Source organism: bacterium (assembly GCA_039961635.1).
Classification (GTDB): domain Bacteria; phylum 4484-113; class 4484-113; order JAGGVC01; family JAGGVC01; genus JABRWB01.
Map to the genome: position 1 here is coordinate 1 of JABRWB010000021.1, position 15,672 is coordinate 15,672.

Genomic DNA, 15,672 nt, shown 5'->3' on the forward strand with positions numbered 1-15,672 from the left:
CGGATCCGTTCGATTTCGAAGAAACGACGGTTGACGGCGACCCCCGCGATGCGGACGTGGCCGCCGTGATGGTCGGAATCAACAACGTATATCCGGTGGAAGTCGAGGATTGGGGCCCAACGGTATTCGGAGGCCCATTTGTTCCCCCGACCGACATTTGGTTCCAGTACTTAATCGGACCGGGAACACCTCCAAAAGCCGGTATTCCACCGTACACGGTGCAATTCGACCGCAACTACAACGGCTTGAATTTCGATGCAGATGTCCAGGCAACAATCACCAACACCGAGAAGTGGAACGGCTCGGCGTGGGTGCCTACGGTGGCTGGCGATTGGAACGCGGGCAAGCTGGTGACCGCCGGCATTTACCGCACAAAGGTAACTTACTCGCAACAGCACGGCGGCGCGAATCTCGATCCCGCGATCAAGGTTATCGACACCAACGGCCCGCAGCCCGGCTACGACATTTACTGGTGGCAAAACGCATTCACAGTAATCGTGGACTGGACCGAAAACTGGGATACCGTCGGGATGACCCGCTGGACCCAGGCCGGAAACGGCACGGTCAACTGGCACCTGGACAGCACTTACAAGTGGAGCAACCCGTACGGCATGACCTGCAACAACGGCGTTGACTTCGCCGGAAACTGGAGCGTCAGCCTTACGCTCAACGCTTCCGAAGCAATCGATGCGACGACCTACGACAAGATACAATTCCGTCACAGGTCGATCACCGAAGGCGGCGGCGACGGAGCTTACTACGACAGGTGCGAAGTTCAACTTTCGATCAACAACTTCTCCAGCTACACCAACATCGTTTCTCTCGGCTCAACCGGCGGCTCATGGGTGCAAAGAACGTTTGACATTCCAACCGCCTTGCGTCAGCCCAATCTGCGGATCAGGCTGTACTTCATCACGGGCGACTCGCTGTTCAACAATTACTACGGCCACACTTTCGACGACATCAGGCTGTTCCAATTCGTTCTGAATCCCGCAGTCTGGACTGAAAACTTCGAAAGCGGCATCGGCAGCTGGACGCTTGTCAGCCAGGGCGGCTCCACCTCGTGGCAGAACCGCAACGTCAACCACTACTACGGCCAAGGCGCGCATGGCGGAAGCTGGTATCTCGCTACCGTGCCCCAGCCGTACACGAACAGCTCGTACCACTGGCTGCAGCGCGGCCCGATATCCGGATTCAGCACGAACACAAACTACACTTTGGACTTCTGGGCGTCCGGCTATACCGAGAACAACTATGACGGCACAATCTTCCAGATAAGCACCAACGGCACAACTTGGACGAACCTTGGAACCCAGTACATTTACGGTCACGGCGGCGGCCCGTACTACGGATTCTGGATCAACCAAAACAACGTATGGGTCCAGAAATTCGGCAACTCGTTCAACACCGGCTCCAGCACTCAAGTGTGGATCAGACTCGGATGGGAAGCCGATTCAAGTGTGACTTACGGCGGCCCGGCGATTGACGATATCGCCATCCGGCCTTCGTAAAACCGATTAAACCGATTCAGTTCCGTCTTAGGCGGAATGGCCCCCGGAGCTCCGGCTCCGGGGGTTTTTTTTACCTGACTCCACCGCGGTTATCGATTGACCGAGTTCAGCCATTCTGATAAACTCGCCCCGCCATGGTTGAGCCTCCAGTACCGCAAAGCTTCATTGAAGGCCGCTCGAAGGATCTGTTCCTGTTCACCTACGACGTTTATATGGACATAGTCCGCCTGCACCGCTACATCCCCAGCGCGCGCCTGCCGAAACCGGCTAGACTGGTCAACCACAAACTTTGGTTTCCCTATTACTTCAATCCGGCGAAAAGCGGTTTGCCGTCGATCACCCGTTCGGAAGGGGACGAGGTGTGGGGGCTGCTTTGGCGGTGCAACAAAAACGAACTTCCCAAGTTCGAACGCAAGCTCGAGGCCCCGAACAGGTATCACATTATGGAAGTGCGAATCGTTGATCGTGCGGGCGACAGGATGAACGCCACGACGTACGCGATCACCCAGCCGAACGTGCCTCCCTCCAAGCCGTCGAAAGCGAAGCTTTCAGAAATAATCGAACTTGGAAAAGCGGCGGACCTGCCAAACGATTACCTGACCTGGCTCGCGGCGATTGAGACGCTCTAGCCGTTTTCGCTCACTGCGGCGGAAACCACAGTCGGCCTAGCCGGACGATCGAGCGGAATTTCACCGGACATAAGCTGGCTTTCGATATCTTCAAGTTCGCCCATCAGTTCTTCGTCCACCCTGCGATATCGCTTGTATTCATCGAAGCCGGTGTTTTTAAGCACCCCGGCCTTCAATCCGAGAACGACGCCCTCCGGAGGAGATTCCCCGGAGTCAACAATCCGCCCGATCTCGGCAAGCGCGGCCCGGTAATCCCAGACGTAGCTGGTAATGCAGGCGCCCGCGCCGGCGGCGTTCTCGTCCCTGCCGATGGCGACCGCGAGTCCCGCCTTGCCCGTTATCGCCGCGACGGGATAGTCGCCGAAAACGGTTGCGTCAAATACGAGAAACTCGCCTCCGCCGAGAAAAAACTGAATCGCGGAGTTCGCGATCGCGACTGGTTCGCGCGATGCCGGCGCGGCGTCGACCGCTCTCGCCCCGCCGCGCACCCATTTGGAACCCTGCTCAACTCCGGATGCAAGCGCTCTGCCCCGGTACTCGTTTCGGTCCATCATCAACCCGATAGTTCCCGTCTTCGACATCCCAGCAACGAGAGCGCCCGCGAGGAATCCCGCCTCAACGTAATCGAATGAGACCGGAATTACCCCCGATCCATCCGGCCATTCCGAATCCGAAAAAACAAAGACGCGCTTCCCTTCGGGAAACGACTTGACAAAGGCCGAAATTTCCTCCTCGCCGAATCCTGGAGCGACAATCGCGTGGCCTTTGATTTCGACAACGGAACCGGAATCCGCCAAGGATGCGTGCTGAACGGTTTTACCGGCGAACGCGCCGGAAGCGACAAGCTCGGCGAACGCCGCGGACAGCTCGGACGCGGCGTGCTGAATTGGCAGGGATTCGCCGGGTTTGAGCTCGGCCGTTTCGGGCAGAACCAGCGTTGCCTGAATCGGCTCCACCTTTTGCACGGCATCGCCGTCAGATTTCCGGCCGCTCGGACAGGATGCCAGGAAAATCATGAATATCAACAGAATCGCTATTCGAGGTACTCTCAACACAATCGCCGCCTATGTAGATTCAAGCGCCAAACAAAGCGCCGTCGTGAGCTTAAGGACATCTTTGTTGGTCTGTCTAATCCGCTCGCTTACAATTTGCACTATTCGTTTCGTGACCAGGTAGCCCAGCCTGCAGTCTTTCTCGCAAATGGCCAGAAAATCCTTGCCTCGGATTTCCAGCAGCGTGCATGTCGTGACCGCGGTTACGGTGGCGCTGCGCTCATCAGGGGCGAAAAGCCCCATTTCGCCGAACACGGGATACGATTCCGAGTCCGGGCCTGCCTTGAGCACCGTGAGTTTTTTGTCGCGCAGGTCGGCCTCGCCGCGCTGAAGCAAGGTGAGCTTCTTGGATATTTCGACAGCGCCATCCACGAGCAAGAACATGCTCTCTCCGTGCTCGCCCTCGCTGATTATCCGCTCGCCCTCCAACGCCTTTCGCTCGATGCAGTGCGGGGCGATCAGGTCCGCCTGAACCTGATTCAAGTCGCGGAACACGTCAACTTTTTTCAGCACTTCCCTGCAGTTCATCCCCTACTGCCTCCCCGCCGAAGCTTCGATTACGATGGCCGCGTCCAGCTCTTTGATCGTGTAATCTGGTCCAGGGTTGACTTTAACGTCGAGATTTTCCACGCCATAGGTCAGCTCCTTTTTCCCGGCCGCCTCGAACTGCTGCTTGATAAACGCATCGATCGAGGTCGGATCGGCGCCGAGTACATCCTCCAGCGCCATGCCGCGCTCCCGGCCGATCACCCCAATCAGAATATCTCCGCGGGTCTCCATCAAGTGCTTCGCCAGTTCGGAAAACGGCCTGCCGACAAACTCCCGGGGGATTTTTTTCTGCCAAAGAGCATGGCCAAACTCCGGCGACAGAAGCTCGCGGACGAGCGAGGGCATCCCCGGAAAAAGCGCTCCGGCCGTCAACAGATATCCCGAATGCTTGCCGATAAGGACTATCTCTTCCGCGTTGGCTGCCCTCAGCGAACTCATATTCTCTTCGGAATGAAGCTCCGCGGAAATTCGCATCTTTCGGTTCTGCCTTTTGAGGGCGAGCGTCGCGCGAAGCACGCGCTGGTCCGATTGGGATGCGCCTTCCGCACTATAGTCCGCCAGGATCAACGCGTAGCTGGCCTTGGCAGCGTTCGCGCGCGTAAGCACGCTTTCCGAGCAAAAGTCGCCGCGGACGAACTTCATGTTCAGATCGGGAAAGCTGTAAAAGTGCTCGTTCGCCAACTCCTCCTCGATATCCGCAATGAGCACGACCTGAAGCTGAGAGGATGTTTTGGCTTTTCGAAGGTTCTCCAGTACGTTGTCGATGTGGGGATTCCACCCGCATACAATCAAATGATCGGTCAAGGTAATCTCCTCCAGCCCTTTGGCTTCCTTTATGCGCTTTGAGACGAACGCCGTGGTTACCGTGGCTCCCAGAAGCGGGCCGACGAGAATCATGAATACGAGCATTTCGGCCATAGCGACAATACGCCCGCCTACGGTCAGAGGGTACTTGTCCCCGTAGCCCACGGTACAGGCCGTGACTATGGCCCACCAGACGCCGTCCCACAGACTTGCGTACTGCTCAGGATTCTCCCGATATTCGAAAGCGAAGACCAGCGCCGCGGCGGCGAAAAGAATGACAAAAATAACAAGTATGAATCGGTGAAGGCCTTCCTCCACGGCAAGCCGGAGGAAGTTGCGCGCGGATCTCAAAATGCTGCCGTTCAGGCGTTGCCAGTGCTGCATGGCCGTATGAGTTTAGATTGGCGGGGTGCCAAAGTCAACGAGGGGCAAACCTTAAACCGCCTCGTCGCAAAGGCCTGTGGCAGAAATGCGCCATCGTGCCAAAAGATACGTTTTAGGGTAAAATACGGCGTCATGAAAAATATCCTTGTTTCAATCGCGCTCATTTCGGTTATTGCGCTCGCCGCGTGCAACGGCGGCGGAAAAGACGGCACGCCCCCGCCGGACAACAACGGGGTTGTGACAATCAATGACCTGATCGTGAATCCCGCCCAGCCGGGCGCGACATCGCTCGTCGAAATCACGCTCGACGCGGCGGCCACAGTAACACCCATCGAGCAGAGGACGAAAACCTACACCGCGACGGGCGGCACGCTGTACGCCGAGCAGCCGGATTTCACGCTGGTGCTCCGCAACTCCGCACAGGCCGGCCCGGCCACGCTTTCCACGAAGCAAAACAAAATCTACTGGATCACTCCCGCGACGCCGGTACAGGTGACGCTTACGGTTGAAGTGGGGGGCAAAACGCACTCCAAGGTCGTTTCGATCGGCAATTCGCTTGCGACCATGAGCATCGAGGAGCAGGGATCGAACAAGGTCGTCACGGTTTCGGTGAACGGCGTCAGCGACCTGTTTCAGGCCGCGTTCCGAGTGAATTACCAGACGAGCAAGTACACGGCCGTTTCGGTTGAGAAGGGCGACTTTCTCGGCTCCGGGGCGCTATTTATCGGCCTGCCCGACAAACTGGTCGGCTCGGTGCCGGTGTCGATTTCGCGCAAACGAGGCGAAGGCGGCTCGAACGGCAACGGCGTATTGGCAAGAATCATCTTCGCACCCAAGACCACATCTGGAGTGAGGGATACTTCGGCGTCGGCCGCGTTCGATTTTGAATACGTCGAGCTGAGGGATTCAAGCGGGGATCTAATCGGCCTTGATTAAAATGGTTTTATCGGCTATCTGAACGAGAGAAACGCAATGCCTATGGCGAGCGTTACAAGGCTCACCGGCAGGCCGACTTTAAGAAATTCCAGGTAGCCTATCTGCTCGCCCCTTTCCCTGCTCGTTTCCACGACGGTCAGATTGGACAATGAGCCATACAGCGACAGGTTCCCCGCAAACGAGGTGGTAAGCGCGAGCGCAAACCAGAGAATTTTCGGATTCTCCATCTCGGACAATACGGCCTGGAAAAACGCGGCGCTCGAAACGTCCGAAAACACGAAGGACATAAAGCCGCCGGCCGCAACTACCGCCGCGATATGCGCGATCTCGTTTTCAATTTCCGGAATCAAATTCGTCGCCGCCCATAACGCGATCCCGCTGTGAACCGCGCCGCCTACGACGACGAAAAGCGCTCCGATAGTTGCGATAAGCGGCCAGTTTACGCAGGAAAGGACGTCTTTCGGAGGCTGAGGATTGACCGCGAGCAGCAATGCCGCGCCTCCGATCGCGGCGACGGGCATCGAAACGCCCGCCATAAGCGCCGCTATCACGCAGATAAGCACTATTATCGAGCTCCAACCCGTGAAATTCAGCCTCTGCGGAACGATATCCGCAAGCGCCGGACCGAACGATATCGAAGGAAGCTTTACACGAAAATGCATGTAAAGCCAGATGGATGCGACAACCGCTCCCGCCAGACATATTTCCGCCATTTTCGCGGCATATTCCAAAAATCCGATTCCCGCGAGCGAGACAACCAGCATCGTCTGCGGGCTGCCGACCGCGGTTGCCGCGCCGCCGAGATTCGCGCCGAGAATCACCGCGACCAGGTAAGGTGCGGGTGGGATTCCAACTTTCCGACATATGGCGATTACCAGCGGCGAAATTACGATCGCCGCGGTAAGGTTAAGCGCAAGCGCGGAAAAAACCGCGGATAAAACGAGTACGGCAATGAGCAGCCTGCGCGGGTTGCCCGCGTATCTAAGGACGCGTTCCGCGAAAAACGAAATCACGTTACCTGCCTGCAGGTATTCGGCTATCACCAGCATCCCGGTCAGAAACAAAAGCAATGAGGCGGGAATGTAGGAAATTGCATCGGCGGCGGATACTACGCCGAGAGACACCATAAGGACTGCACCAAGAAGCGCGCCTGCGGGTGCCTTGATGCGGGATTTCGGCAGACGCTGCAGCGCTACTAGAAAATACGTCAGTAACAGCACCAATACGGCCGCAGGCACGAGCTGATTCTATCACGGGTGAACTTGCGCGCCGGGTCATTCCAGCCGGGAATTTCCCATCCGAAAATCAGGATTTTGGTTTTAATCTCGACAAAATTTTCAGGTAAGTCCACCACGCAAAATACGCCGCGCTTCCTGTCAGCAGACCCAGCGCGATGCCAAGCAACGACCGCACGACGCTGATAGCAATGGGAGTATGTAAATGGCAAAACGTGTTGACCGCGCTTGTCAGCGCAACCGCGCCGAGCAGCAAAAGCACGATGGACGGAGGCTTGCGGCGGAAGAAATAAGCGATGAAGAAAAACAGCGCGGGATAGCCCACGATTTCCTTCGTGCGTGGGCGTACGGCGAGCAAATCCTCCAGCCTGTTGCGGAACAGCTGCTCGAAAGTCGCCACGCCGATTGGCGCTTCGTTGCCGCTGCGAAGCAATATGAGCGCCAGAGCCGCAAGGCCGAGGAAAACTACAAGCATGTCCACGAATTCGATTTTGCGGTCAAGAAGCGCGTTCAAACGTGAAATGAAACTTGGAAGCTTTCCGTCGCCGTCCCTAACAAACGTGCGAATGTCCCAAAAGTGAATCGCCGCAAGCAAAACCGGCAGCGCAAGCGAAACGTACACACCATGGAAAGTCTCCACCTTCACCATTGCTGCAGGCGAGGACAGCAGCGCGTAAACCATTGCGCCACCGAACGACGCCGAGACGGTCGCGGCAAAATACGCGATTACCGTACGAAGGTAAGGTACCGGGACATTCAGCTCGCCGCGGAATAAAACGGCTGTCGAAATCGCAAGCGCAACAACGGGCGCAACGAGCGCCGCAACCAACGCCCAGCCCGCGAACAGCTTGGTGGGCGATAGGACAAGCAAGCCGATGCTGCCGACTATCGCGAATATCCAGTACGCTATTACAATCCAATCGGGCGGACGGATGAACAACTTTAAAGTCAGCCCCGCTAGGGCAATTACACCGGCGACAACAAAGAGCTTGAGCGGCGTCGGATCGGACCGCGGCGGAACCGCCGGCTCTCTTGCCACGGTAAATCCCTGCTGCTTTACGGCCTCCATCAGCTCCGACAAATACGCGCGGTTGAATTCGACGGCGTCAACTGCTGTCGCGGCTCCCCCATTTCCGGAAGAGAACAATCCAACGAAATGCGGGCGGACGTAAATCAGCCTGACGTCCCGTTCCTTGAGCGCCCTGATGAAGCGCGACTTGGCGATAGGCGCGGTCTGTTTTATCATTTCCTCCGCGCTTATGGAATGAGTAACGACGATGTTCGGGGAAAGCAGCGAGGCGAGCGCGCCTGCGCCTTCCTGGATTTCAAATTCGATCCAGGCCCAAATCCAGTTGCGTTTCGATATTTCCGAAGCCGTCGCCTTGAGGTTGTCCGGGAATCCGAGAACCGCATCGCCTTCAAACAGAAGGCACCGGATATCCACGGGAGCGCCCGGAACTGCGGTTAAATCCGACACTTTTTCCAAATCCTCGAAAACCGCCGCAAGATCGGCCGAGTCGTACTTGTAATTGTTCACCAGCCTCGGGACAACGTCGAATCCAGCAGCGCGTACGCGCCGCCATTCGGAAGGATCGAATCCAAGATTAACCTTGTTGAAATCGAATTCGGCCTCCCGCGGAATGCTGAATAAAAACCACTCATCAGCCGAGTCGCCAAAATCTGCGGAGAGACCTTCGGGCGCCTGGAGCCTTCCAGGGCTGACCTCGGCGACAAACAGGTTTTCGCCGTATTGCAGCTCGAGCCTTGCTTTGGCCGCGTCCGACCGCTCCCTGCCAAGCATGCAAAAGTTTCGTCGCGGCAAAAGATGGCCAAGAATGTCTTTCAGCTTCGGATTTTGTGCGGCCCAGGATATCAGCATGTCGTCGGTGGCTTCGAAAAGGTATCCCTTGTCCCCTGCGGACAGCACGGTCATCTCGGCGACGGCGATGCTTGAGTAGCCGATGCCCGCAAGTTCAGCGAGAATCGAATCCAAATCCTTGCCTGAAACCTCCGAAAGCTGGAAAATTGCATTGTAATCCAGGCAGACTACCGCGTCCCGGTAGGCCAAATCCTGTCTGTGCCTGTACGAGAGCAAAAGGACGGTTGAAATCGCCCCTGCAAGCAAGGCCGCGAAAGCGAGCACCAAGCCTGGCGGTTGTCCGAAAATCCTTGGAAAGCCGCTAGCCGCCATTCCTCACCATCAACTGCGATTCGGAGCCGAGCTTCATAGTGAAAGGCGAGCTTGCCGCCACAAGGTAATGGTGCCCCAAATCCAGGGGCGCGCCGCCGAGAACAGAGCCGGATGTAAGATCGAACACTTTTTCCAGCTTCGCAGGGTCGGCCTCGACCGGCACCGCCGTACCACTTTGCGAAAAGACAAGCACAAATTCGGTGCCCTCCGTCACATTCAACACTCCGCCCGCGGCGACCTGGAGCCTCGACCATCTGGCAAGGGAATCCACATAGCCCTTTGTGACGATCGGGTCTTCCTTGCTCCCGGGAGCCGGTTCCTTTTGTGCGAACACCGCGCCCGCAAAGACAAGCGCGGTTAGGGCGAACGCGACGGCTGACGACACGCTTCTACGGCTCATAGCGACCTCCAAGAGGCGATTATATCAAAGCAGCCAATGAAGGCCTGAATATAGATGCAGCATTTAATTCACTTGTCATGTGCATGTGCGTCGGACAACACCGAAAGAGCGAAGTAAATAATCAACACAAGCAGAAAGCCCACAATGTACAAACCCAGTTGATTGAGCGCGTTGTTCATAAATCTGAAAACGTCTATTTTAAGCGCGATCAAATAGGTCGTGAACATAGCGATGCCGAGACCTAGAAGCTTTTTTAATACAGCTGCACGCCGCGGCAAAAGCCAAATCGCCGCGCACCCGATGACCCACGTCACCGCGATGATAAGCCAAAAATTCTGCAGCAGCACGCTGGAACCGTTCATGGCCGTCCCCTTCTACGAGATTATCCATGCTTCGCAACCGCCCCGACCGTGCGAAATTCCGGACGCTGGGCACGCGACCGAATTATAGCAGGACGCGCAAAGGCAAAGGCAGCGTTGTATCAGGTCAAATAAGCCAAAATTTAATTTAGAAGGGTATACTCTTTCGAGCATTCCGCCGGCTGTGCCGGCACAGCGAGGTTTCTTTGACGGTACTGAAGATTGTTGAATTTCCTCATCCCATCCTCAAGAAAGTGGCGAGGAAGGTCGGTCGCGCGGCAATGCGGGATATGCCAAAACTTGCATCGGACATGCTCGAAACTATGATCGAGGCCAACGGAATCGGCCTTGCGGCACCGCAAATTGGCAAGTCGCTGCGCATGTTCATAGCGACGATCGGCGACGAGCCGCGAGTGTTCGTCAATCCGCAGATCTTGGAACGCGAAGGTTTCGACGTGGGCGAAGAAGGATGCCTTTCGTTTCCAGGGTTGTACGGGATGGTTGAACGCCCGACATACATCAAAGTTCGCTATCAGGATGCGGAGGGCAGAGAACATATTGACGAATTCGAAGGATTTCCGGCGCGGGTTATCCTGCACGAAAACGACCATCTGGACGGAATATTGATCAACGATCGCGCAACGGAGCTGTACCGGCCGGCTGACGATGACGAAGAATCCGCCGATACGGAAATAAATATGGAGACCGAAGAAGAAAAGGTCGAAGCTCTATAGCGGTTTTCGCACGATTTTCGTGTGCGGTCCCGTTATTGATAAAATTCGAGCATGCGTTTGGCCGCGCAACTTGCGCTCTCGATTCTGCTTTCGGTGGCCGCTTCCGCGGCGAATCCCGCGAACGGCGTTTCCCGTTTGTTGCACGTCGGCCCCGGATTTGAATTCGCGCGCATAGAAGATGCCGTTTCGGCGGCGAAAAGCGGGGATATGGTCGTCGTGCATTCGTTACCCGGCGGCGACGCATACGAACAAACTGCGGTGCTCGTGCGCAAACCAGGCATTACCATTATCGGCGATCCCGATGGCGGCGGGCGCGTCCGGATATCCGGCAAGGGATTCAATTACTCCGGCGAAGGATCGGTTCCGCGGGCGGTGTTTCAGTTCGATCCGGAAGCCGACGGCTGCACGCTTTCAGGATTCGAAATCTTTGACGCGCGGAATGAGTCGCACAACGGCGCGGGAGTGAGAATCAACCAAGCGGACAATGTAACGGTGCGGAATTGCGAAATCCACCGGTGCGATATGGGGGTGATGAGCAACGGCGCGCCATCAACCCGCGCCGCGAAAAACCAGTTGTTCGAGAAGTGCAATATTCATCATAACGGCAGCGCGGACGAGCCCGGATTCAGCCATAACATGTATCTTGGCGGATGGAACGCTACTGTGAAACTGTGCGAAGTTCACCACAGCACTTGCGGCCACAACATCAAAAGCAGAACGGGAATAATACTCATCGAGGATTCATATATTCACGATTCGGCGAACCGGGAGCTTGATATCGTGGATGCCGACGAAACGAATGCTTGGAAAAGCGACGCTTACATCAACAGGTGCTTGATAATCAAGGCCAAGAACTGCAAAGGCAACCGCGCCGTGATCCATTACGGCCAGGACATGGGCGGAGTGCGAAACGGGACGATGTATATAGACGAAACCACGATTGTGACTCCGTTCAATTCACCTGTCGTACAAATGTCCTCGCCGAATGTGCACGCGGCGTTGTCGAAAACGACGGTTTGGGACGGCGGCGCAGGACGGAATAATATGACGCTGATATCGGTGAGCAACGGGGCGTCACTGGATCACACGCTCGGTTACAAACTTTCGCTTGCGCATGGTTTCGAAAAGGGACTGCCCGCGCATATCGCGTACACGTCTCCGGGACAACGGACAAGATACATCGATCCGGGCGAAAGGCTGGAACTGGAAAATCCGATTAGCGGCGAAATTGTTTTCACCGGGTACTAGTTCGCTCAATTACGCGGGCTTAAGCCCGCGCTTTATGTTATTGTCATATGAAAACAAATCATGAACCGCGGCATTTGTGCCGCGCACTACCCCAACTTGTCCTTCAGCCACGCCGCGAGCGAATCCACGTGCACACGAGATTGCCTAAGCGTGTCACGGTCTCGGATTGTCACGGTGTCTTTCAAGTCGCCCTCGAAGTCATAAGTTCCTTCGCCAATCGTGCCTTTTGCGCGCAGATCCGCCGCGTCTCCGCCTTCCAGCGTCTGGAAATCCACCGTCACGCAGTACGGGGTGCCGATCTCGTCCTGCCTTCTGTACCGCTTGCCGATCGATCCGGTCACGTCGAATTCCGTCGCGAAGTGCTTCGAAAGGTCTCGCTCCAGTTTGTCCGCGTACTCGTTCAGCTTCTTCGATAGCGGAAGCACACCAACCTGCACCGGCGCCACGCACGCCGGCAGCCGCAGGACGACGCGCACGTCCTCGTCCTTGCCCTCCTTCTTGGTTTCCGCGGTGTCCTCGTCGTACGCCGCGCACAGAAGCGCGAGCACGGTGCGGTCGAGGCCGACCGATGTTTCGATGCACACGGGCAAATAATTCGCCTTGCGCTCGTCGTCGAAATATTCGAGCTTCTTGCCGCTGTGCGACTGGTGCTGACGCAGGTCGTAGTCGCCGCGGTGGTGCACGCCTTCAAGCTCCGCCCAGCCGAACGGGAACGCGAATTCGAAATCGCACGCGGCCTTTGCGTAGTGCGCAAGCTCGTCGGGCCGGTGGTCTCGCAGCCGCATCAAATCCGGCTTCCAGAGTCCCAGCCGCTCGTAATACTTGCGCCGCTCTTCCTTCCAGTACTCGAACCACTCCATTTCTGTTCTGTCGTCCGGGAATTTGGATTTATCCACAAGCGCATCCGGCGGGATGAAAAACTCCATTTCCATCTGGCTGAACTCGCGGCTGCGGAACGTGAAGTTGCGCGGGTTTATCTCGTTTCGGAAAGCCTTGCCCACCTGCGCCACGCCGAAGGGGACTTTCTGACGGGCGCTGACGCGGATCTGGTCGAAATCCACGAATATCGGCTGGCAGGTCTCCGCGCGCAGGTACGCCGTACTGGACTTGTCGGACTTCGCTCCGATATTGGTCGCGAGCATCAGGTTGAACTGCGACGGCTCTGTGAACCGGCTGTCCTTGTGCGTATTCGGATTTTTGGGGAAGTAGCCGATCAAGTTGTTAAGCTCATCCCAGTAAGAACCTGTTTGCTCACCTACTATCCGACCTTTCGCCAGCTCCTCCGCCTTCTTCGCGTCTTCGTCGGACTTGTATTCAAGCTGGTCTATCCTGAACCGCTCTTTCGTATTCTTGTCGTCCACGAGGATGTCGTTGAAGTGGCCAACATGGCCGCTCGCCACCCACACTTCGGGATTGCTGATTATAGAGCTGTCCAGGCCGACGATGTCACGGCGCTCCCGCACCATCGAGCGCCACCAGAACGCGCGCACGTTGGCCATAAGCTCGCATCCGAGCGGGCCGTAATCCCAGAAACCGCCGAACCCGCCGTAAATCTCGCTCGACTGGAAGATGAACCCGCGCCGCTTGGCGAGGCTCGCAAGCTTGTCCATCACATCGGTTGGTGAAACAGCCATCAAAACCGTCCGGATTGCCGATTTGGCGGGCAATTATAGCAAGCGGCGCCCCGTTATTTCTTCTAATCGTCTACTGTCCTCTCTGCCGCACCCACACACTCCCTTAACATTCTCTGTTAGAATTCCGTTCGTGATCGAGAGACGCTTTGCCTTGGTTTTCCTTATCGCCCTTGCGCTTTCCGCGCCGGGCGCGATTCAATCCCGTTTGCTTGCGCAATCCGGAAACGGCGCGCTTCCGCAGGCGTCGGACGGCGCTTCGCAGTCCGCATCATCCGCATCCCAGCCCGAATCCGGCGGCGCGCCCGCGGCTTCCGCTTTCACCGATCCCGCGTCGGTGGACTGGGGCGCGCGCTACGAGGGCGCCAAGGCCGCGCGCGACCCCGCACAGGCCGCGCAGATAATCGAGCTTGCCCCCCTGCCCCAGTGGACGAAGGTCGTGGACAACGCCATCGCGCTTTTGCTTTCGCTTTGCGAGGCGCCCAACTTGGACAAGCCCAAGGCGTCGCTGTCGTTTCTGCCCGCAACCGCCGTCGAAGCCGCGGCCGCGGCCGCGATTCCACAATCGGCGGAGAACGCCGCGCTCGAAGCGGACGCGCATGCCGGAAATGATTCCCCAGCCGACGAGGATGCATCCGCACCGATTGCACTCTTATACCGGCCCGACGGCGCGGTTTCGTCCGGCACGATTATCTGGCTGTCGTTCGGCCATAGCTTTCCCGCAAGCACCGCGTCGATGGAATTCGCGCTTCGCCCGCCCGCTGAAAACGTATCCGCGGAGCTAGCATGGATGACGCTTGTAAAAGAAGAAAAGGCGAAATACGTCACTTCAGGAATGGCGCTGCTCGTCGGTCCCGCGCGCGCGCCGGGCGTGCTGGAACTCACGGGAAGCGTGACCGCGAAGGACGCGCGCGGCAACGCGATTGAAGAAGTGCCGCTCGAAATCGCGATCGACGTCGCGCCCGGCGACGCGTCGCCGCAGCGGCTGATGGCGTGGGCGTACGCGGGCCTGGCGCACCGGTTCCGCGCCCAACAGGTGCTGCTTGGATTCGAAAAGAAGGACTGGCTGGACGACCTGATGGGCGGGTTCCTGGGCGGCGGGGAGCAGCCCGACAACCGCGGCCCCGACTCGCGCAAGCACGACCTCGTTGCGTACTTGTACGGAGAAATGCTGCGGCAGGTCGCGCTTGGAAACGGCTCGGATCCGGCGCTGGCGGACGCGGCGGTTTCGCTGTTGCAGATGTTGGAAAAAATGGAGCTTCGCCGGGCGCAGTACGAGGCGGCGAAGCTCGGCAAGCCGCTGCCGCAGAAAATCGAGGGCGGGTACTGGTGGAAGGGCGGCGCGACGCGGCAGTCTTTCGAGGAGGTTGGAAAAACCGATGCGACTAAACTTCCGCCGAGGTATCAGTAGCCAACCTGCATAGTTACTTCACGCAAATACACAAAAACGTGGTTATATACCGCCGTTCTCCGGAACCGTGCAATTGGTTATCCAAAAACGCCGACCCGTAGTCCGGCGGCAGATTTTTTATGGTATTTCGCCAATCCGGAGATTGGCGCCATATTTCGCTTTGACCTTGCCGCTATACTTCCTTCGTGTTTTGCGCGACCGAAGGATTCCTGATTCGCGTTGCCGACCTCGCACCGGCGCGCGATTTCTACGGTCGAATCCTGCAGCTTCCCCTGCTCGTGGACACGCCCGAGCGCCTCGTTTTTCACATCCCCGACGGGCGCATTTACGTGGAGTACGATCCCGATGCAACCGCCCCCGCCGGAAGCGGCGCCCGCCCGATTCTTATGGTCGAGGACATAGACTCCGCGGTGTTTCACTTCAGCCGGTGCGGAGTGCGTTTCCTTTCCGGCATCGAGAGCCGCGGCGGGCTGTGGATCTGCGAAATCGCGGATCCGTACGGAAACGCGCTTGCCGTCGCGCAGTCGAACGAGGTGAGAGAAAAAAAAAGCCCCGGATTTCTCCGGGGCCTAAAGTCATCCTAGCCTGTAAACGGTCA

General features: G+C 57.3%; 15 protein-coding genes. 7 read left to right on the top strand and 8 right to left on the bottom strand.

Annotated elements, in window-relative coordinates:
• On the top strand, positions 1-1,511 hold a 1,511-nt coding region (locus tag HRF49_03380; GenBank protein ID MEP0813692.1), incomplete at its 5' end, for a hypothetical protein.
• Positions 1,512-1,645: 134 nt separating this feature from the next.
• Positions 1,646-2,140, top strand: a complete 495-nt coding sequence (locus tag HRF49_03385; GenBank protein MEP0813693.1) for a gamma-glutamylcyclotransferase — start codon at positions 1,646-1,648, stop codon at positions 2,138-2,140.
• Here the strand turns inward: HRF49_03385 and HRF49_03390 are convergent.
• The 3 genes from HRF49_03390 to HRF49_03400 are packed head-to-tail and all read right to left on the bottom strand — an operon-like array spanning position 2,137 to position 4,929.
• Positions 2,137-3,192, bottom strand: a complete 1,056-nt coding sequence (locus HRF49_03390) for a hypothetical protein (GenBank protein MEP0813694.1) — start codon at positions 3,190-3,192, stop codon at positions 2,137-2,139. The two genes, HRF49_03385 and HRF49_03390, sit on opposite strands and share 4 nt — an antisense overlap.
• Before the next feature lie 12 nt (positions 3,193-3,204).
• Entirely contained in the window at positions 3,205-3,720 is a 516-nt protein-coding gene (locus HRF49_03395) for a cyclic nucleotide-binding domain-containing protein (protein ID MEP0813695.1), read from the bottom strand.
• 3 nt (positions 3,721-3,723) lie between these two features.
• Positions 3,724-4,929 carry an NAD-binding protein gene (locus HRF49_03400; GenBank protein ID MEP0813696.1) on the bottom strand — a complete coding sequence of 402 codons (1,206 nt, stop codon included), beginning with the start codon at positions 4,927-4,929 and terminating at the stop codon, positions 3,724-3,726.
• A gap of 132 nt (positions 4,930-5,061) precedes the next feature.
• On the opposite strand from HRF49_03400, the gene HRF49_03405 reads away from it, so the two are divergent.
• On the top strand, positions 5,062-5,865 hold the full coding sequence (locus HRF49_03405; GenBank protein ID MEP0813697.1) for a hypothetical protein: 804 nt from the start codon (positions 5,062-5,064) through the stop codon (positions 5,863-5,865).
• Positions 5,866-5,879: 14 nt separating this feature from the next.
• On the opposite strand, the gene HRF49_03410 is transcribed toward HRF49_03405, so the two are convergent.
• The 4 genes from HRF49_03410 to HRF49_03425 all read right to left on the bottom strand — a co-directional run bounded on the left by HRF49_03410 (position 5,880) and on the right by HRF49_03425 (position 10,053).
• Positions 5,880-7,103, bottom strand: coding sequence for a hypothetical protein (locus HRF49_03410; GenBank protein ID MEP0813698.1), 1,224 nt, complete (start codon positions 7,101-7,103; stop codon positions 5,880-5,882).
• Positions 7,104-7,170: 67 nt separating this feature from the next.
• Entirely contained in the window at positions 7,171-9,291 is a 2,121-nt protein-coding gene (locus tag HRF49_03415; protein ID MEP0813699.1) for a hypothetical protein, read from the bottom strand.
• Positions 9,281-9,691, bottom strand: a complete 411-nt coding sequence (locus HRF49_03420; protein MEP0813700.1) for a hypothetical protein — start codon at positions 9,689-9,691, stop codon at positions 9,281-9,283. The genes HRF49_03415 and HRF49_03420 overlap by 11 nt, the downstream gene beginning before the upstream one ends.
• Before the next feature lie 68 nt (positions 9,692-9,759).
• The gene (locus tag HRF49_03425) at positions 9,760-10,053 is read right to left on the bottom strand and encodes a hypothetical protein (GenBank protein MEP0813701.1); all 294 of its coding nucleotides are present in this window, start codon (positions 10,051-10,053) and stop codon (positions 9,760-9,762) included.
• A gap of 203 nt (positions 10,054-10,256) precedes the next feature.
• Here HRF49_03425 and def point away from each other — a divergent pair, with 203 nt between their 5' ends.
• Complete coding sequence (gene def / locus HRF49_03430) at positions 10,257-10,784, top strand: peptide deformylase (protein ID MEP0813702.1); 528 nt, start codon at positions 10,257-10,259, stop codon at positions 10,782-10,784.
• 57 nt (positions 10,785-10,841) lie between these two features.
• Entirely contained in the window at positions 10,842-12,032 is a 1,191-nt protein-coding gene (locus HRF49_03435) for a right-handed parallel beta-helix repeat-containing protein (GenBank protein ID MEP0813703.1), read from the top strand.
• Between the two features lie 86 nt (positions 12,033-12,118).
• Here the strand turns inward: HRF49_03435 and HRF49_03440 are convergent, their stop codons facing one another.
• On the bottom strand, positions 12,119-13,666 hold the full coding sequence (locus HRF49_03440; protein MEP0813704.1) for a glycine--tRNA ligase: 1,548 nt from the start codon (positions 13,664-13,666) through the stop codon (positions 12,119-12,121).
• Between the two features lie 130 nt (positions 13,667-13,796).
• Here HRF49_03440 and HRF49_03445 point away from each other — a divergent pair, with 130 nt between their 5' ends.
• Positions 13,797-15,074, top strand: a complete 1,278-nt coding sequence (locus HRF49_03445; GenBank protein ID MEP0813705.1) for a hypothetical protein — start codon at positions 13,797-13,799, stop codon at positions 15,072-15,074.
• A gap of 185 nt (positions 15,075-15,259) precedes the next feature.
• Positions 15,260-15,658, top strand: coding sequence for a hypothetical protein (locus HRF49_03450; protein MEP0813706.1), 399 nt, complete (start codon positions 15,260-15,262; stop codon positions 15,656-15,658).
• Positions 15,659-15,672 lie beyond the last annotated feature (14 nt).